The organism is Mycobacterium sp. IDUB_37, assembly GCF_055419245.1.
The window spans coordinates 1-19,108 of the sequence record NZ_JBVAXG010000015.1 but is presented as its reverse complement, the minus strand read 5'-3'; the positions used below and the strand labels follow the sequence as shown (position 1 = coordinate 19,108).

Below are 19,108 nucleotides of genomic sequence, written 5' to 3'. Positions count from 1 at the left end.
GATTAGAGCGACCTGCCAACCAGGGCGACGAGGTCGACGAGACGGTTGGAGTAGCCCCACTCGTTGTCGTACCAGGACACGACTTTGGCCTGGTTGTCGATGGCCTTGGTCAGACCGGAGTCGAAGATCGAACTGTGTGGGTCGGTAACGATGTCGCTGGAGACGATCGGGGCGTCGTAGTACTTGAGAATCCCCTTCATCGGACCGTCCGCGGCGGCCTTCATCGCGGCGTTGATCTCTGCCGCGGTCGCCGACTTGGACAATTCGGCGGTCAGGTCGGTCACCGAGCCGGTTGGGATCGGCACCCGCAGCGCGTAGCCGTCGAGCTTGCCCTTGAGTTCGGGCAAAACCAGTCCGATGGCCTTGGCGGCGCCGGTGGAGGTCGGCACGATGTTCAGGGCCGCCGCGCGGGCCCGGCGCAGATCCTTGTGCGGGCCGTCTTGCAGGTTCTGGTCCTGGGTGTAGGCGTGGATCGTTGTCATCAGCCCCTTGACGATGCCGAACTCGTCGTTGAGGACCTTGGCGATAGGCCCAAGGCAGTTCGTGGTGCACGAGGCGTTGGAGATGATGTTCTGGCTGCCGTCGTACTTGTCGTCGTTGACACCCAGCACGATGGTGATGTCTTCGTCGGTGGCCGGAGCGGAGATGATCACCTTCTTGGCGCCGGCATCAAGGTGACCCTTGGCCTTGGCCGCGTTGGTGAAGATGCCGGTGGACTCGACCACTACATCCACCCCGAGGTCCCCCCAGGGCAGCGCCGCCGGGCCTTCCTTCACCTCGAGAGCCTTGATCTTTTTGCTGCCGATGACGATCGTGTCGTCGCCTTCAAGGCTGACGTCGTCGGCCAACCGGCCCAGGATCGAGTCGAATTTCAGCAGATGCGCCAGGGTGGCGTTGTCCGTGAGGTCGTTGACCGCCACGATCTCGATGTCTACGCCGGCTTGCTCCTGCTGGGCCAATAGCGCCCGGTAGAAGTTGCGTCCGATTCGACCGAAGCCATTGATGCCTACTCGGACCGTCACGGTGTCTCTCCTCGTCTCTGCGTGGCTGATAAACGCTCGTCGTCAGCCTAGATGGTTACAGGCACCGTTGCTGGGGCCGGTAAGACCGCTGGGCTGCGGACGATTCTGGCTCTGAACTTAATCTGCGCCGACGCTGACGGGTCGCCCGGCTGGGATGTTGTGGCGCCGCTCACTCCCCTATCGCCGAGACACCGCAAGTCATGCGCCCTGGTTGCGCCATTCTTGTTCGGTGATTTCCGCCTTTCTTGAAGCGGACAGACCTGTCCCAACGTCACCATTTGGACACGGCGCGGTGCGGCGTGTCGTGCGGCGCGCATCGGCATCTAACAATTGGGCCGGTCGTCCAGCGAAGGACTTCGGCAATGCCATGCGGTTCAAGGCACCAGGTGATTGCGTAAATATGCGAGCACGAAAAAAGGAGTTGACGTTGATGAAGGTCTTTGATCGATTCAACATCAAGGTAATTGCCGCCACTGCCGGGTTGTGCGGGGCTGCCCTGTCGTTGAGCCCAGTCGCGGCGGCCATGCCGTTCAAGACGGGCGGCGCCTGCATCCAGGGGATGGCGGGCGAAGGCGCAGCCGGGGCACCCGCAGCCGGGGGTGGATTGGCAGGCGCTGCCGGTGCGGCGGGCGCAGGTGGGCCGGCAGCATGCTGCGCATATAGCGCCATGACTGGGGCCGGCGGCGGTGCCGCACCAGCGGGCGGAGCAGGCGGAGCTGGTGGAGCTGGTGGACCGGCACCCGCCGGCGGAGGGACCGCGGCCGCATCGACCGTCTGCTGCGCATACGGAGGAGCAGGAGCTGCGGGCGGACCGGCAGCAGCGGGCGGCGCCGGGGGTGGACCGGGCGCCGCGGGCGGAACGACACCCGCAGGCGGCATGACGCCCGCCGGCGGACCGGCAGCCGCGGCGGGCTGCGGCCCGGCCAGCGCTCCCATCACCGGCATGGCCGGTGTGCCCGCCGTTGTGCCAGGTCCGGCCGGCGCAGCGGTGCCGGTAGGCGCCCCGCTCATCGCCCTTGGTCCTGAGGCGGCAGCCGTACCCATCGGTGCCCCGGTGCCCATCGGCGCACCCGTACCCATCGGTGCGCCCATCCCCATCGGCGCCCCGGTCCCGATCGGCGCACCTATCCCCATCGGTGCCCCCATCCCGATCGGAGCCCCGGTTCCGATCGGCGCACCGGTGCCGATCGGTGCCCCGGTTCCTATCGGCGCCCCGGTCCCGGTAGGTGCTCCCGTGCCGGTGGGCGCTCCCGTGCCGGTGGGCGCTCCCGTACCGGTGGGCGCTCCCGTGCCGGTCGGCACTCCGTTGATCGCACTTGGGCCAGAAGGTGCGGGGCTGCCGGCCGGCGCTCCCATCACCGACATGTCGAGAACTGGAAAAGGTGCCCCGGTTCCCCCGCCGGCGGCAGCCGGACCCGCAGCCGGGCCCGCGGCCGGTCAGCCTGTTCTCCCGGGACCACGTGGCTGAGGCTGATTCTCACACCCTCGAATTCGCCGTACGAATAACAATCGACAGCCATAAAACGGCCAGTTATCCGATTATTATGTTCGAGTGACCGAAAAGAATCGGAGCGTATACATTGCCGAGACTCTTAGACGTGTAAGAATCCGGTTAGTTGGCGGAGGCCGGGCCGGCGATGCGATTCTGCAATTCGATGCGGATTCAGATCTTCAACCATTGTTGCGGTCGAAATCCCGCTGTATTGCGAATCACGCAACGGCTGGCTGAAGTCGCCGAATGGACAAAGTCGGTGAAGTAGCTCGAACGCCGGAGCCAGGCGTGAAAGCGCAGTCACGCGTGGGTAATTCGGCTAAGCCGTGCGCCGCGACTCAGCGCCGGTGTAACCAACGCAACGCTGACTGCGCAGCGTGGTAACCGCAGAGCCCGTGGATTCCGGCACCCGGCGGCGCGGACTGTGAGCACAGATACACCCCGGGAATGCCGATCGTGTAGGGGTCGACGGCAATCCGCGGGCGGAACAGGATCTGCAGTCGGTCGTTGGCGCCGCCGATGATGTCGCCACCGATCATGCTGGGGTTGCGGGCCTGCAACTCGGCGGTGCCGGTGCTGACAGTCGAGATGATGCGGTCACGGAAGCCCGGGGCGAACCGCTCGATCTGGTCGGTAATCGCGGCGGTCGCGTCACCGGTATAGCCGAATGGCACGTGCGCGTAGGCGTAGATCGGGTTGACGTTGCCCGCGGACCGGGAGGGGTCGGCCAGATACTGCTGTCCGAGCAGCACGAACGGCCGCTGCACCATCCGGCCTTGCGCCCGGTCGCGTTCGGTGCCGGCGATCTCGTCGAAGCTGCCACCCAGGTGGACGGTGCCCGCGCGCCCGCAGTCGGGGTTCGTCCATGGGATGTCGCCTTCGATGGCGTAGTCGACCTTGAACGCGGACGACCCTTCGCGGTAGCGCCGATACGATCCCTTGATCCGGGTAGGCATCGCATCGCCGTAGAGCTCGAGCACCTGGGCGGGGCTGAGATCAAGCATGACGATGTCCGCGTTCGGGATGTCCCGGCGCCTGGTGACGGTGATGCCGGTGCTGACGCGCCCGCGGTGCGCCTCCAGGGCCGCACCCATCGCCCGCGCAATGGAACCTGACCCACCCTCGGCAACCGGCCAACCGTACCGGTGGCCGCTGGCCAGAACCATCAGTCCGAGCGACGCGGTCAGTGGCCGGTCCAACCGGGTGAAGGCGTGCGCAGCCGCGCCGCCGTACAGGCCGCGCGCCTGTTCTGTGCGAAACCAGCGTGCTACCGCGGTGGCAGGCAGTACGGCGCGCGGACCGAACAGTGCGAGCCGAATCGGATGCTTCGGGATGTTGATCACCGGACGGAGCAAATCCTCGGCCAGATCGTCGAATCCGCTGGCCAATCCGCCCACCGCAGCCCGCCAACGTCGGCTGTCGGCACCCAGACCCTTGGCGGTCTCGACCACCGACTGATACAGCAGGCCGGCGGAACCGTCGTCGAGGGGATGGGCGCAGTCGATTTCCGGCCACTTCCAGCTGAGTCCGTAGCTCGGCAGGTCGACTTCTTTCCAGAATGGTGACCCGACGCCGAGCGGATGAAACGCCGAGCAGTGGTCGTGGATGACCCCCGGCACTTCCAACTCGCCCGAGCGCGTACCCCCACCGATGGTGTCCTGGGCTTCGAGCACCTGTACATCGAGGCCGTGGCGGGCAAGGTGGATCGCGGCGGCAAGGCCGTTGGGTCCGGCGCCGACGACAACCGCCTTGCCGGTCATGACGTCCCGTGCACGACCGGGTCGGTCGTGACATGCACCGGGAACTCGTCACCCGGTTCCGGCCATGGCTGGCGGGTCAGCATGTCGGCGACGTCGACGTAGCCCGATTCGATCAGGCCGGTCTTGGCATCGACGATGCGGTACCACTGCTTCTGAATGTGAATCGGCTGCCCCTCGAGGACGATGACGCGGACATCGCCGTCCTCGAAATTGCACCGGCGCTGTACCGCTTCGAGTAGTTGCTCGTTATGCAGATGGCCCTCGCCGAAGTTCCAACCGACCAGCGGGCCCGCGACGATCTCGCCTTCGCGGATCTTGTAGGCGGCCTCGTCATCGATCGCGCGCGGAAGCAGGCCGTTGAGCGCGCGACCGTGGGTGTGCATCGCACGGAAGGCGGCGGTCTTGTCGGCCATGATTTCGGCGGTAGCCACGTCATAGAGCTTGGCCAACTGGTTGACAACGAGCGCAGAGCTTTTGATGACGTTGGCTTCGATCTTGTCCTCGGCGCCCTCGCGGAAGCACCAGATGCTGGTCGCCCAGTTGCCCGCGTAGTACCGCATGGCAGGCAGGAACGAAACCTTCTCGGGGAACATGTTTCCCGCGATCACCACGAGCACGGCGGCGATCAGGATGGCCAGCAGCAGCGGCGATCGGAGGTCTACCGCTTCGATCGAGCCGTAGTGCCCGAACAGGTAGAACAGCGAGAAGATGAAGAACACGTTCCACTCCAACGGAACTCCCATCGGGAGGTTGGACAGGATGTTGAGGTGGAAGATCACCATGAACCCGATCAGGAACCAACGCCACGGTTGATCACCGGCGACGAACACCAGAATCGTCGGCACGATGAATTCCGCGGTGGTGCCGCCACCGTGGGCCATCAGCTTCGGCAACCAGGTGGGCCGCAGGTCGTCGACGTGGTCTCGGTACATCAGGTGCTTGATCGGCATGAACAGCCTGCTGCGTAGCAATGCGTTGTTGCTCGTCATCACCGCTACGACGTAGGGAAAGTGGTGGTTGAGCTTGGAGGTCGCCGCTCCCCACCACAGGAACAACATGATGATCTTGAAGGCCGCGATCTGGTCGACGAACGGAAAGAAGAACACGAAGAGCGACAGCCAAAACTGCTCACCGCGGGCGGCCAGGAAGATGGTCTTGTCGCGTAAACCCAGCAGCGCCAACGCAACGATCGTCGGGATCACGACGACGGCGTCGATCAGGCCGACATCACCGGCGGCGGTGACCGACCCTCCGTGCCCGGGTGCCACCAGCGCCCACCCCGCGCCCGCCAAGACGATGGCGTAGAGCGCAACGTCGACGACGGAACGGGAGTCGCCGCGGGTCAACGGAACCTTGTCCGGCCAGGCGGGAAGCCGAATTGTCTTGGGCCGCAACCAGTAAAGGATGCCGCCGATCGGCGGCATGAAGCGCCCGGTCAGCGGTCCGGACCCGCAACCCAGACCGATGACTTCGAACAGCAGGGTGAAGACGATGACCTTCTGGTACACGATCGGCTGCGTCCACCAGTCGGCGATGTGAGTCAGCCCGCCCAGACCGGGCGTCAGCGAGATGATCGCGGCGGGAGCGGCGACATACAACCCGATCTTCAGCAGATACAGCAGGTAGACCGCGTACGGAGTGCCGAAGCCGTTCTCCGCCCAGTGCCGGGTCACGACCTGCAGTCGAGTTGCTCGCGGCAACGTCGGCCAGGTTTCGTGATCAACGTCGGGAAGGTCGGGTGACATGAATCCCATAGCGGCCTCGCTCTGCGTCTGCAACCTGTCGACGAGTCCAAACCTAGCGGTTCTGGCCGGAACTCGGCAGATCAAATCGCCGCAGCAAGTTCGCGATCAACTGCTCGACGGCTCGCCGCTCGTCTTGTTCTCTGCTCATCAGATCGCGAAAGCCGATGATGTTTTCGATGTCGCCGGCGGATTGGGAGAATGCGATCGCCCGTCGGCACTTCTCGATTCGCTGGTCGATCCGGCGCAGACTCTGCGTGAGTAGCCGGACAAAGTACTGGGCCTGACGATGATCCCCGGTCGGAGGCACTCTGGTGGGCGGGTGGCTGCAGCCCGCCGGTCCTCGGTAACCAGGCGCGAACCGATCGTGCGGCCGTTGGTGGCTGATCAGGACGGCAGCGTCCATGGCTTCTCCTCGGAATACGCTTGCGTCCGCAGAACTTTCGTCGCTTCAACGAGAAACATTCTCGGCTACAACAACTTTGAATCGGCAATTGGTTGCCGAATGCCGATTTGCCACCCCCCTACCGGGGTTGACCTCCGACGTACCTCAACGATAGAGCGCACGAAGTCGCTTGCACCATATGCGGCGACGACGAACGTCAGGATGGGTTTTGTGCGCGCAGCACGAAAGAAATCAATCCCCTGGTTCAGCCACCGCGCAGCACCGCCGGTGCCATCCACCGGCAGACTTCCAGGGCGATGTGCACATTGAACACGGTATCGGCGTCATCGAAATTCTGTCCGCAACGCTCCATCGCCTGTGTCACGCGATACTGAATAGTGTTGCGGTGCAGAATCATAGCTTCCGCTGTTGCGACAAAGCTACGGTTGCGAGTCAGAAACTCGCGCAACGTCTCGCGCAACCACTGGTTGCGCTCGTCGTCAACACTGAGGTCACCCAGCATGTCGGCAACGAAACGCCTCAGTTCGTCCATATCGCTGGCCATCAAAGCGAGCGGGGCCACATCGGCGTAAAAGACGACCCGGCCGTGCGGATGAGCTCCCCCGGCCAGGGACACCGCCTTGGCCCGTTCAGCTTGTTTCAGCGAGGCCCGGAAGCCGTTCAGCCCGTGCTCGACTCGACCGAACGCCAGATAGGCATCGATTCCCGCTGCCTCGAACACCGCACGCACCTGCGTCGGGTCCACCGTCTGCGCTCCCCGGATCGGCACCGGCGAAAACCACAGCCGGGCCTCACGCTCGTCGGTGGGAACCATCAATGAGCGGCCCGCTGCTCGCAACTCGCCCGCGATCAGCGAGGCCGCCTTGTCGAACAGCGCCGCCACGTCGCGGCTGGCCGTCATGTCATCCGTCCACAGCACCGCGGCCATGTGCACACCATCCAACTGATAGCCCAGAACCATCTCGGCGCGCTGGACGTCGATATGAACACCGGCGAGCAAGTCGCTGACCCACTGCTGCTGCAACCCGCTACGGCGGCTCACCCAGCGATCGTGTTCCTGTTCGTAGGCCACGGTTAGCTGGTCGCCGACCACGTCGACAAAGCAGGCGCAGCGATTGACCATCTCGACGATCGCCGGCACCCGATCCGCAGGCGGCAACACCGCGACGAACTTCATCGCTTCCTGCAGGAACCGGGCATGTCCGATCCGATGCGCCCGCACCAGCGCCGACAGCGGAGTGTCACGTTGTGCAGCGGCGCGCGCGTACGCCAGCGCCGCGGCGGGAGCCTCCAAGAAGGGCTCCGGTGGATCCCGCTCCAGGTAGTGAATGCCCGCCACCACGTTTTCGGTGAGGCTCGCCCGCCACAAGGTCAGCATCCGGGAGTCGTAGTTGAGCACCGGAATTTCTTTTTTCATCGTCGCGAACAAGTCGGTGATGAAGTCGTCGCGAATCGCGTTCAACTCGCGTGCGATTGCCGACAGCAGACCGCCACTAACCTCGGCCACCTTCGGTCCCTTCTGCAACCCGGTCTCAGCGGGGATGCCGGCGGACGAAACGCCCTCATCATGATCGCACCGCTGGTCGCTACCATCTAGAGACTCGGCGGCAAAGTAGCCGCGAGGGTAAGGGAGCCTCAGTGAGCAACGAGAGCCTGGATACCGGAGACCTCGACAAGTTCGATCCAGGGACAACCCAGCGCATGATCGGCGTGATGCGTCCAGTACTGAAGACGTACTTCCGCGCCGAGGTCCGAGGCCTGGATTCCTTTCCGCCCGGCGGCGCGCTGGTGGTGGCAAATCACTCCGGCGGTCAGTTTCCGATGGATGTCCCGATCTTCAGCGTGGATTTCTACGAGAAGTTCGGCTACGAACGACCCGTCCTGACGCTGAGCCATGACATCTTGTTCATGGGACCGACGGCAGACTTCTTCCGCAAGACCGGCTACATCCGGGCGAACCCGGAGAATGCCGCAGCGGCGCTGCGCGCCGGCGGCGTGGTGGTCGTCTTCCCCGGCGGCGACTACGACGCATACCGACCGACCACCGCAGAGAACACCATCGATTTCAACGGCCGCAAGGGTTACGTCCGGACCGCGATCGAAGCGGGCGTGCCCATCGTGCCCCTCGTCGGCATCGGCGGCCAGGAGACGCAGCTTTACCTGTCGCGCGGCACTTGGCTGGCCAAGCGGCTGGGGCTGAAGCGCTTCATCCGCAGTGACATCCTGCCGCTGTCCTTCGGATTTCCGTTCGGGTTCAGCGCCGCGATCCCGCCCAACCTGCCGTTGCCGGCCAAGATCGTGATGCAGGTGCTGGACCCGATCGACATCGCCGGACAGTTCGGGGACGATCCGAACGTCGAGGAAGTCGACGAGCACGTGCGCTCGGCAATGCAGCAGGGTCTCAACGAGCTTGCCGCCCAGCGTCGATTCCCGATTCTGGGCTGAGCCATGGCATCTCGCATCGAAGAGGCGCTGGGTGTCATCACCACGCTGACACGTGCCCGCATGATCGCGCCGATGCGGCCGGACCGCTATCTGCGGATCGCCGCCGCCATGGGTCGCGAAGGCATGAACATGACGGTGGGGTTCGCCGGTGCCGTGCAACGCTGCCCGGACCGTCCGGCCCTGATCGACGAATTGGGCACGCTGACCTGGAAGCAACTCGACGACCGGATCAACGCACTGGGCGCTGCGCTGCAGAAGTGGCCGTCCGGCCAGCCCAAGGTGGTCGGCATCATGTGCCGCAACCATCGTGGTTTCGTCGAATCCGTAGTCGCGTCCAGCCGTATCGGTTCCGACATCCTTTTGCTCAATACATCTTTCGCGGGTCCAGCACTCGCCGAAGTAGTTGCCCGCGAAGGCGTCGACGCGGTGATCTACGACGAGGAGTTCACCGCAACCGTCGACAGCGCACTGGCCGACCGACCGGATGCGGTCCGGATCCTGGCCTGGACCGACGAACCCCACGACATGACCGTCGAGAAGCTCATTGCCGACCACTCCGGGCAGCGGCCCGAACGCACCGGCGGCAAAGGCAAGATCATCATGCTGACCTCGGGTACCACCGGAACACCCAAGGGCGCCAAGCAATCTGGTGGTGGAGCCGGAATCGGCACCCTGAAGGCGATCCTCGACCGCACGCCATGGCGAGCCGAAGAGACCATCGTCATCGTGGCGCCGATGTTCCATGCATGGGGTTTCTCGCAATTGATCTTCGCCGCTTCGATGGCGTGCACGATCGTCACCAGGCGAAAGTTCGACCCGGAGGCGACGCTGGACCTCATCGACCGCCATCGGGCGACCGGCCTTGCGGTGGTGCCGGTGATGTTCGACCGCATCATGGAATTGCCGGACGACGTCCGAAATCGGTACAGCGGCAAGTCATTGCGATTCGCTGCGGCTTCGGGTTCGCGGATGCGGCCCGACGTCGTCGTATCGTTCATGGATCAATTCGGCGACGTGATCTACAACAACTACAACGCCACCGAGGCCGGCATGATCGCCACCGCGACACCGGAAGATCTGCGCGCGGCACCCGACACCGCCGGCAAGCCGGCGGGCGGAACCGAAATCCGGATCCTGGACTCGGAATTCAACGAGCAGCCCACCGGCGAGGTCGGCACCATCTACGTGCGCAACGACACGCAGTTCGACGGGTACACCTCCGGCAATACGAAAGATTTCCACGCCGGCTTCATGTCTTCCGGGGACGTCGGATATCTCGACGAAAACGGTCGACTGTTCGTGGTGGGCCGCGACGACGAGATGATCGTCTCCGGCGGTGAGAACGTCTATCCCATCGAGGTGGAGAAGACGCTGGCCGCCCACCCGGAGGTGGCGGAGGCGTCGGTGCTGGGCGTGGACGACGAGCAGTACGGTCAGCGGCTGACGGCATTCGTGGTGTTGGAGCCCGGGTCCGAGGCGACCGTCGAGCATCTCAAGCAACACGTGCGCGACAACCTGGCCAACTACAAGGTGCCCCGCGAAATCACTGTGCTCGAGGAGCTTCCGCGCGGCAGCACCGGCAAGATCCTGCGAAACGAACTGAAAGCCAAGGTGACTGGCACATGAGAGTCCGCCGGTTGGTGCAACTGCTCCGCCATCCCAGACCGCTGACGCGCGGCACAGTCGAATTCATCAACGCCGCCAACGGTTTACGCCCGCTGAGCCGCAATCCCTATCTTGCCCCCACGGTGTTCTGGTTCGGCTGGCCGGCCTCTGAGGTCCCGGCGATTTACGCCGGCGCGTCCGTCCTCGACGCCGTACGTCGCGGCCGGCGTGGTGATTTCGCGGGACCGAAGGGCAAGCTGGCGCTGGCGTTGACGGCAGCCTCCTGGGCGATGCTCGGCGTGATCAGCTATCGGGGCACCGTGTCTCCGGGTCCGGTTTTGGAAGCCGGGCTGATTGAACAGTTGGGCCCCGACTACGCCGAGGAACTGAAAGATCTTCCGACGCAGCCCTCGGGCAAGCACCGCTTCGGACGCCGCAATCCGCCACTGCGGACCACCTGGGCGCGACGGCGCTTCGTATCCAGAGAGAACATCGTGCGTTACGGCCCGAACGGTCGCGCCAACCTGGCCGACGTGTGGCGCCGACGCGATCTGCCCCGCGACGGCAAAGCGCCAGTGCTGCTAGAAGTGCCAGGCGGTGCCTGGATGATCGGTTGGCGCCGCCCACAGGCGTATCCCCTGATGAGTCACCTGGTTTCGCAAGGCTGGGTGTGCGTGGCGATGAACTACCGAGTCTCCCCGCTGCACACCTGGCCCGACCACATCGTCGACGTCAAGCGCGCACTCGCCTGGATCAAGGAGAACATCGCCGATTACGGCGGTGACCCGAATTTCGTTGCGATCAGCGGTGGTTCGGCCGGCGGCCACTTGACCGCGCTTGCCGCGCTGACCCAGAACGACCCGAAGTTTCAGCCAGGGTTTGAAGACGGGGATACCTCGGTGGTGGCGGCTGTTCCGTTCTATGGTCGCTACGACTGGTATTCGACCGAGGCACCGGGCCGACGCGAGTTCGTCGAGCTACTGGAACGTCTGGTGGTCAAGAAGAAACTGCGCACCCACCGCGACATCTACCTCGACGCATCACCGATTCAGTACGTAAAGGCCGACGCCCCACCATTTTTCGTTTTGCACGGCACGGATGACTCGCTCATCCCGGTCGAGGAGGCGCGGGAGTTCGTCGAAGAACTCCGGGAAGTGTCGAAGTCGCCGGTGGCCTATGCCGAGTTGCCCAACGCCCAGCACGCGTTCGACATCTTCGGTTCGCCGCGCGCCCACAAGGCAGCCGACGCGGTGGCCAAGTTCTTGTCGTGGGTTTACGTCACGAACCCGCCCGGTCAGCAGACACCTGGCTGAATTCCTCCGCCGCGAGCTCCAGTTCCTTCAGTGCGGGCTCAATCGCCTTCGCCATGACGTCGATGTCGCTGGCGACCTCGGGTGTCGTCACGAATCCGAAGTCCAGGTGGTCCAGGTATGAGAAGCAGGTGATGTTCAGCGCGACGTCCATCACCGGTGGCCCGAGCGGAACCAGCGACTCCAGCTTGGCGCCGGCCATGTACAGCTGAACCGGCGGGCCGGGCACATTGGAAACGACCAAGTTGATCGGCGCGAAATTGGACGACAGTCCGGTCGCCGTGTACGCCCGAGCGGCCAACTGCAGCAGCCCGGGCGGCGTGGTTTCGGTGAGCCCCATGATCTGGTGCGCCGACAGCGCCTTGGCCATCTCCTTGGCGCTGCGCGTGCTCTCATGAATGGCCATGAGCCGCTCGCTCGGGTCCTCCAGGTCGGTGGCCAGCGATGCCGTCATCGAGCTGATCTGGTTGCCGACATTCTCTTTCGTTTCGTCGGTGCGAGTGGACACCGGGATTTGAGCGATCAGCGGCTTGTAGGGCAGCTCGTCGTGCTTCAGTAGGTATTCGCGTGCCGCCCCGGCAACCAGCGCGAGCACCACGTCGTTGAGCTTGACGCCGAACGCGTCTTTGACGGCCTTGACCCGCGCCAGCTCGACGCGGGTGCCGGTGATCCGGCGGTGTGGCGACACCGAGGCGTTGAAGCGGGTTTTCGGTGCGTCGAAATAGCTGGGCGGCTTGGCCGCAACACCCAGCGCCGCAATCTGCTGACGGATTGTCTGTTCCACCAGCCTGGTGATACGAAATGGCGTCTTGATTGCCAGGTTGATCAGAGCACCGAGCGCGCGCCGCTCCAGTCCCGGGATCTGGAAGCCCACGAATCCCACCGTCTCCTTTTGCGGTGGCCGCGGCACGGGTGTGACGTCCAACAGGATCTCGCCGAGTCCGGCACCGGAGACGCCGTCGACGATGGCGTGGTGCATTTTCGTCAGGGTGGCGATGCGGTTGCCTTTGACGCCCTCGATGACCCACAACTCCCACAGCGGTCGCGACCGGTCCAGCTTGTAGGACATCAACCGGCCGACGAGCTCGTCGACCTCTTTCCGCCCGCCAGGAGCGGGAACGGCGATGCGCCGCACATGAAAGTCGATGTCGAGTTCTTCGTCCTCGACGAACCAAGGCCGGTCCAGGCCGAGCGGCGCGCCGGTCACCTTCCACCGCAACTGGGGGATCTCCGGCAGTCGCTCGATCAGAAGTTCGCGGACTCGTTGAAAGCTGAAGTCAGGCGCGTCGGTGATGTCGTTGATCGCCAACGCACCGACGTGCATGTGCCAGCCTGCAGTTTCGGCAGACCAGAACGCCGCATCAACACTTGAGAGCCGTTTCATGCCATGACCGTAGCCCGCGTCCATCCGGCGAAGCCAGCAGCCCGGACAATCTCACACGGCGCGATTAAGCGTCTTCCAGCAAGTCAGGGGTAACCGCCGATTCGGTGTCGGGAATGCCGTCCACCTTCGCCTTGCGGTCGGCCATCGACAGCAGCCGTCGAATTCGTCCGGCCACCGCATCTTTCGTCATCGGCGGGTCGGCGAGGCGACCCAGCTCCTCCAGCGACGCCTGCCGGTGCTCGACGCGCAGTCGGCCCGCGGTGGCCAGATGGTCCGGCACGGTATCGCCGAGAATGTGCAACGCTCGTTCCACCCGGGCGGCCGCGGCGACTGCGGCTCGCGCCGAGCGGCGCAGATTGGCGTCGTCGAAATTGGCAAGCCGATTGGCTGTGGCCCGAACCTCACGACGGAGCCGACGCTCTTCCCAGATCAGCCGGGTGTCCTGGGCGCCCATCCGGGTCAGCAGGGCACCGATCGCTTCGCCGTCGCGGACCACCACCCGGTCCGCGCCGCGGACCTCGCGGGCTTTGGCGCTCACCCCGAGTCGACGCGCTGCACCGACGAGCGCCAGTGCGGCCTCCGGGCCGGGGCAGCTCACCTCCAGAGCCGACGAGCGTCCCGGCTCGGTCAAGGATCCGTGCGCCAAAAAGGCGCCCCGCCAAGCGGCTTCAGCGTCAGCCATGCTTCCGCCGACCACCTGCGCCGGCAGACCGCGCACCGGACGCCCGCGCATATCGAGCAGGCCGGTCTGACGGGCCAGCGCTTCGCCATCGCTGGCCACCCGAAGCACGTATCGGGTCTGCTTGCGTATTCCGCTGGCTGACAGCACATGCACCACGGCGCTATAGCCGTACAGATCAAAGATGTCCTTGCGCAGCCGGCGGGCAATGCTGCCCAGGTCCACCTCGGCCTCGACGACGACTCGTCCGGCCACGATGTGCAGGCCGCCGGCGAACCTCAAAAGGGACGTGACCTCCGCGCGCCGTGCGCTGACCGACTTGATCACCAGACGGCTCAGCTCGTCCTTGACTTCGGTCGTCATCGCCACGCGTCGTCACCCCTCGGTCCGTTGCCGCCCGATCCAGGCACGCCGGTTTGTTGACGTTGGCCGTCGATCGGTGTCTCTTCGGTGGCCGTCGCCGGAGGCTTGCCCGGACCTCCGTCACGCACGCGCACCCCATCCAGGACTGCAGCCAGCTTGCCTGGGTCATGTAAAGGTGTACCAGGTCGAGCCACGTCAGCGAAGTGGACCTCGGACTGTAGCTGTGTCGCGGTACGGCGAAGTTGGTCGCGCTCCCGGTCACTCGGTACGCGTTCGCCGTCGATGATGATGTCGTCCACGGTGAACCCCGGCGCGTGCTGGGCAAGCACGTGCAAATGACGCTCCACCGAGAAACCTGCGGTTTCGCCGGGTTCCGCGACCAGATTCAGCACCAATGCCTTGCGGGCGGAGGTGTCTCTCAACGCATTGGCCAGTCCGGGTACCAGCACATGTGGGATCACGCTGGTGAACCACGAGCCGGGTCCCAGCACGACCAGTTCGGCGGACATGATGGCGTCGACGGCCTGTCTGGTGGCCGGCGGATCGGCGGGCAACAACCGCACCCGGCGGACCTTGCCCGGGGTTGTCGCGATCGCCACCTGGCCCCTGATCGCCCGGAACATCCGTGGGTCGGACTCCAGGCCGGACACGTCAGCCTCGATCTGCAACGCGATCGGGCACATCGGCAGCACCCGGCCTTTGACGCCCAGGATGCGTCCGATTTCGTCGAGTGCGGCGACCGGATCAGCCAGCATCTCGGACAGGCCGGCCAGCAGCAGATTGCCGATCGGGTGTCCGGCGAGGGCGCCGCTGCCCCCGAATCGGTGCTGCAGGATGGTCGCCCACAAGCGCCCGTACGGGCTGTCGGATGCCAACGCCGCCAATGCCATTCGCAGATCACCCGGTGGGACGACGTCCAGTTCGCTACGCAGCCGGCCTGACGAGCCGCCGTCGTCGGCGACCGTCACTATTGCCGTGACATACGGCGTCAACCGACGGGCCGCCGAAAGTGTCGCGTAGAGGCCGTGACCGCCGCCGAGCGCGACGATGCTCTGGCTGGCGGGCGCGCTGATCCAGGAACTCATTCGCGGCCCAGATCCCGGTGCAGCACCCGTACGGTCAATTGCGGATCGGAACGGAGCAGTCCCATCAGCGCCTCGGCGATCGCAACACTGCGGTGCTTGCCGCCGGTGCAGCCGATCGCGACCGTCATGTATCGCTTTCCCTCGCGCCGGTAGCCGCCCACCACCAGCGACAGCAATTGGTGGTAAGTCGTCAGGAACTCGCCGGCCCCGGACTGCTTGAGCACGTAGTCCCGCACCGCCGCGTGTTGGCCGGTCAGCGGGCGCAACTCGTCGACCCAGTGCGGGTTGGGCAGGAATCGAACGTCCATCACCATGTCGGCGTCCATCGGCAGGCCGTACTTGAAGCCGAAGGACTCGACGGTGACGCTGGTGATCGCGCTGGCCGTGCTGCCGAACGCACGCTCGATGCTTTCGCGCAGGCTGCGCACCGCCAACGTCGAGGTATCGATGATCAGGTCTGCCGTTGCGCGCACCGGAGCCAGCATCCGGCGCTCCGCGGCTATCCCCTCGGCCAACGTCTGCTCACCTTGAAGCGGATGACTGCGGCGATTCTGTTCGTAGCGGCGCACCAACATGTCGTCGGATGCCTCCATGAACACCACCCGGGGGGTGATGTTGCGGGTGGCCAGTTCGGTCCGCACCTCGTCCAGGTCGCCGGTGAATCCGCGTGACCGCACATCCATGACGACCGCAAGCTGGGTGATCCGCGATCCAGCGGCCAGCCCGAAATCCACCATGCGAGTGATCAACTGAGGTGGCAGGTTATCCGCGACGTACCAGCCGAGATCTTCGAGCACTTTGGCCGCGGTACCGCGCCCGGCTCCCGACAATCCGGTCACCAGCACGACGTCGATACCGCCGGGGGCGTCGGCAACGTGGTCTGTCATTCAGCAGCTCCGGGCAAGTCGGGTCGCAGCGCCTCGAGCACGGCGGTGGCGGTAGCCACGCCGATCCCGGGGACGGCGGTGATCTGGTCGACGGTGGCCTCCTTGAGGCGGGCTATCGATCCGAAATGAGTGACCAGCGCTTTGCGCCGGTGCTCACCTAATCCTGGCACGGAGTCCAGCGCAGACGCCGTCATCCGTTTGGATCGCTTGCTGCGATGGTAAGTGATGGCGAAACGGTGTGCCTCGTCGCGCACCCGCTGCAACAGATACAGCCCCTCGCTGTTGCGCGGCATGATGATCGGGTCCGGCTCCGATGGCACCCAGATCTCCTCGAGCCGCTTGGCCAAGCCGATCACCGCGACGTCGCGGATGCCGAGCTCGTCGAGCACGGCGCTGGCCGCGTTGACTTGCGGCGCGCCGCCGTCGACCACGTACAGGTTGGGCGGATAGGCAAAGCGTCGCGATTTTCCCTCCGCAGTAAGCACATTCGGGTCACTCCGGTCACTGAGATGCCGCACGAACCGGCGCCGGGTCACCTCGGCGATCGAGGCGACATCGTCGGAGCGCCCCTCCCCCGCTGCCTCGCGGATCCCGAAGTGCCGATAGTCCGATTTCCGCGGCAGGCCGTCCTCGAAAACCACCAGGGAGCCGACCACGTCGGTGCCCTGCACATGGCTGATGTCAACACACTCGATGCGCAGCGGAGCGTCGCCCAGGCCGAGAGTCTCCTGAATGTTCTGCAAGGCAGCGGATCTGGCATTGAAATCGCCGGCCCGCTTCAGTTTGTGTTGCTGCAGCGCCTCTTTCGCATTGCGCTGTACCGTTTCGGCGAGCACCCGCTTGTCCCCGCGACGCGCTACTTTCAGAGCAACCTTGGTGCCGCGCAGGCCGGACAGCCAACTCTCCAACTCGTCGTGGTTCGACGGTAGGCAGGGCACCAGCACCTCACGCGGCACTGGATTGACGGATTCGTCGGCCGGCTGGTCGGCCTGCAAGCCCAATTCCGCCTGATCCCCATAAAACTGCGTCAGGAATTGTTCGACCAATTGCTCCGCGCCGGTGTCACCAGGGTCCGCGGACTTCTCGACGATCCAGCCCCGCTGACCGCGAACCCGACCGCCGCGGACGTGGAAGACCTGCACTGCCGCTTCCAGATCGTCGTCGGCGAACGCCACCACGTCCGCGTCGGTACCGTCGCCGAACACCACGGCCTGCTTCTCCATAGCGCGCTTCAGCGCGCCCAGGTCGTCACGCAGCCGCGCCGCTCGCTCGAAGTCCAGCCGGTCGGATGCGGCGTGCATCTGCTGTTCCAGCTCGCGGGCGTATCTGTCGGTCTTGCCGGACAGGAAATCACAGAAGTCCAGCACGATCTGGCGATGCTGCTCCGCGCTCACTCTGCCGACGCACGGCGCCGAGCACTTATCAATATAGCCGAGCAGACAAGGACGATCGATCTGGTTGTGCCGCTTGAAAACTCCCGCCGAGCAGGTTCGGGCCGGGAACACCCGGGTGAGCAGGTCCAGGGTTTCGCGGATGGCCCACGCATGCGAATACGGTCCGAAATAGCGCACGCCTTTGCGCCGCGGTCCGCGATAGACCATCAGCCTGGGGTACTCGTCGCTGAGGGTGACGGCCAGCACCGGATACGACTTGTCGTCGCGGTAGCGGACATTGAACCGTGGATCGAACTCCTTGATCCAGTTGTATTCCAGCTGGAGGGCCTCGACCTCGGTGTTGACCACCGTCCACTCGACCTTGGCTGCGGTCGTCACCATCTGCCGAGTCCGCGGATGCAGGCTCGCGATGTCGGCGAAGTACGACGTCAACCGGCTACGCAGGCTTTTCGCCTTGCCGACATAGATGACGCGCTCGTGCGTATCCCGGAATCGGTAGACGCCTGGCTCGACCGGGATGGACCCGGGAGCGGGGCGGTAGGTGGCGGGATCTGGCACGGTTCCAGGCTAGAGCGTGACGCAGACACGGCGGTTCGTCGGGAGGGCGAGATTCCTGTCAGTGGGTGGTGGCACAATCGTACGTATGTTCGAATCATCGACGAGCCGGAAGCAGACCGGGGCGCGTGCTCGCTTCGATGCCCAGTTCGATCAGGTGTTGGCGGTACGGGACGAGCTGATGGCCGAGGCCGCGGAGTCGGCGGCCTGGCGGGGTCGGATCTGTGCGGGCGCGCGGGTGGAGAATCAGGCGGCGGCCGCCGTGTTGGTGGCGATCGGGGAGTTATTCGCTCTGCGGTTATCGCGCAGTTCAGAGACCGAAGACTGGGCAGTAGACATCATGGACGCGGTAGCTGCCGAAGTGGCCGCCGAGCTACGGATCAGCCAGCGGCTGGCCTGGTCTCGGTTGCGCTTTGCCCGCGCGATGCGTGAGCGCCTCCCCGAGGTCGCGGCGATCTTCATCGCCGGCGTGATCACCGCGGATGCCTTTGCGACCATCGTCTATCGCACCGATCTGATCGAGGATCGCGACGTTTTAGCGCACGTCGATGAATTAATCGCGCTCAACGTGGGGCGCTGGCCCTCGCTGACCAAGGGCCGCCTGGCCGGCAAAGTCGACAAAATCGTGCACGACGTCGATGCCGATGCGGTGCGCCGCCGCAAAGAACAGGCCAAGAGCCGTGAGGTGTATGTCGGCGACGATTGCGACGGCACCGCCGAGATCCACGCCACGGTGAACACCATGGACGCCATCGCGATCGATCAAGCGTTGAACAATCTCGCCGCCACCGTCTGCCCACACGATCCGCGGACCAAAGCCCAGCGCCGCGCCGATGCGTTCGGTCCGCTGGCCGTCTACTCCCAGCAGATGGCGTGTCAATGCGGGCGCCCCGACTGCGTGACGACCGGATCCACGAAGCCGGCGTCGCCGGTAGTGATTCATGTGATCGCCGAGCAGGCCACCCTCGACGGCACCAGC

The 19,108-nt window shown here is 64.9% G+C and carries 15 protein-coding genes; 5 read left to right on the top strand and 10 right to left on the bottom strand.

Annotated elements, in window-relative coordinates; genetic code table 11:
• Positions 1-2: 2 nt before the first annotated feature.
• Complete coding sequence (gene gap, locus ACZY1I_RS30655; protein ID WP_463761279.1) at positions 3-1,022, bottom strand: type I glyceraldehyde-3-phosphate dehydrogenase; 1,020 nt, start codon at positions 1,020-1,022, stop codon at positions 3-5.
• 943 nt (positions 1,023-1,965) lie between these two features.
• On the opposite strand from gap, the gene ACZY1I_RS30650 reads away from it, so the two are divergent.
• Positions 1,966-2,490, top strand: coding sequence for a hypothetical protein (locus tag ACZY1I_RS30650; RefSeq protein WP_463761404.1), 525 nt, complete (start codon positions 1,966-1,968; stop codon positions 2,488-2,490).
• Positions 2,491-2,852: 362 nt separating this feature from the next.
• Here the strand turns inward: ACZY1I_RS30650 and ACZY1I_RS30645 are convergent, their stop codons facing one another.
• The 4 genes from ACZY1I_RS30645 to ACZY1I_RS30630 form a co-directional block, all read right to left on the bottom strand.
• Positions 2,853-4,274 (bottom strand): phytoene desaturase family protein, encoded by a 1,422-nt coding sequence (locus tag ACZY1I_RS30645; protein WP_463761277.1) that lies wholly within the window; start codon positions 4,272-4,274, stop codon positions 2,853-2,855.
• A complete protein-coding gene (locus ACZY1I_RS30640) occupies positions 4,271-6,028 on the bottom strand; it encodes a DUF3556 domain-containing protein (RefSeq protein WP_463761276.1) in 1,758 nt (585 codons plus the stop codon). Before ACZY1I_RS30640 ends, ACZY1I_RS30645 begins: the two co-directional genes overlap by 4 nt.
• A gap of 43 nt (positions 6,029-6,071) precedes the next feature.
• Positions 6,072-6,422, bottom strand: coding sequence for a hypothetical protein (locus ACZY1I_RS30635; RefSeq protein WP_463761275.1), 351 nt, complete (start codon positions 6,420-6,422; stop codon positions 6,072-6,074).
• 244 nt (positions 6,423-6,666) lie between these two features.
• Positions 6,667-7,929 carry a PucR family transcriptional regulator gene (locus tag ACZY1I_RS30630; protein WP_463761274.1) on the bottom strand — a complete coding sequence of 421 codons (1,263 nt, stop codon included), beginning with the start codon at positions 7,927-7,929 and terminating at the stop codon, positions 6,667-6,669.
• Positions 7,930-8,123: 194 nt separating this feature from the next.
• On the opposite strand from ACZY1I_RS30630, the gene ACZY1I_RS30625 reads away from it, so the two are divergent.
• The 3 genes from ACZY1I_RS30625 to ACZY1I_RS30615 are packed head-to-tail and all read left to right on the top strand — an operon-like array spanning position 8,124 to position 11,785.
• Positions 8,124-8,867 carry a lysophospholipid acyltransferase family protein gene (locus ACZY1I_RS30625; protein ID WP_463761403.1) on the top strand — a complete coding sequence of 248 codons (744 nt, stop codon included), beginning with the start codon at positions 8,124-8,126 and terminating at the stop codon, positions 8,865-8,867.
• Between the two features lie 3 nt (positions 8,868-8,870).
• Positions 8,871-10,493, top strand: a complete 1,623-nt coding sequence (gene fadD12, locus ACZY1I_RS30620) for an acyl-CoA ligase FadD12 (protein WP_463761271.1) — start codon at positions 8,871-8,873, stop codon at positions 10,491-10,493.
• On the top strand, positions 10,490-11,785 hold the full coding sequence (locus tag ACZY1I_RS30615) for an alpha/beta hydrolase fold domain-containing protein (protein WP_463761269.1): 1,296 nt from the start codon (positions 10,490-10,492) through the stop codon (positions 11,783-11,785). The genes fadD12 and ACZY1I_RS30615 overlap by 4 nt, the downstream gene beginning before the upstream one ends.
• On the opposite strand, the gene ACZY1I_RS30610 is transcribed toward ACZY1I_RS30615, so the two are convergent.
• The 5 genes from ACZY1I_RS30610 to uvrC all read right to left on the bottom strand — a co-directional run bounded on the left by ACZY1I_RS30610 (position 11,751) and on the right by uvrC (position 18,132).
• Positions 11,751-13,166 carry a WS/DGAT/MGAT family O-acyltransferase gene (locus tag ACZY1I_RS30610; protein ID WP_463761268.1) on the bottom strand — a complete coding sequence of 472 codons (1,416 nt, stop codon included), beginning with the start codon at positions 13,164-13,166 and terminating at the stop codon, positions 11,751-11,753. The genes ACZY1I_RS30615 and ACZY1I_RS30610 overlap by 35 nt on opposite strands.
• 64 nt (positions 13,167-13,230) lie before the next feature.
• Positions 13,231-14,208: a DNA-binding protein WhiA gene (whiA, locus tag ACZY1I_RS30605; RefSeq protein ID WP_463761267.1), complete on the bottom strand. Its 978-nt coding sequence runs from the start codon at positions 14,206-14,208 to the stop codon at positions 13,231-13,233.
• Positions 14,205-15,293, bottom strand: a complete 1,089-nt coding sequence (locus ACZY1I_RS30600) for a YvcK family protein (protein WP_463761266.1) — start codon at positions 15,291-15,293, stop codon at positions 14,205-14,207. The genes whiA and ACZY1I_RS30600 overlap by 4 nt, the downstream gene beginning before the upstream one ends.
• Complete coding sequence (gene rapZ, locus ACZY1I_RS30595; protein ID WP_463761264.1) at positions 15,290-16,180, bottom strand: RNase adapter RapZ; 891 nt, start codon at positions 16,178-16,180, stop codon at positions 15,290-15,292. The genes ACZY1I_RS30600 and rapZ overlap by 4 nt, the downstream gene beginning before the upstream one ends.
• The gene (uvrC, locus tag ACZY1I_RS30590) at positions 16,177-18,132 is read right to left on the bottom strand and encodes an excinuclease ABC subunit UvrC (RefSeq protein ID WP_463761262.1); all 1,956 of its coding nucleotides are present in this window, start codon (positions 18,130-18,132) and stop codon (positions 16,177-16,179) included. Before uvrC ends, rapZ begins: the two co-directional genes overlap by 4 nt.
• An 85-nt stretch (positions 18,133-18,217) precedes the next feature.
• On the opposite strand from uvrC, the gene ACZY1I_RS30585 reads away from it, so the two are divergent.
• Positions 18,218-19,108, top strand: an 891-nt coding sequence (locus ACZY1I_RS30585; protein ID WP_463761260.1) for a DUF222 domain-containing protein, incomplete at its 3' end; no start/stop codon positions are given.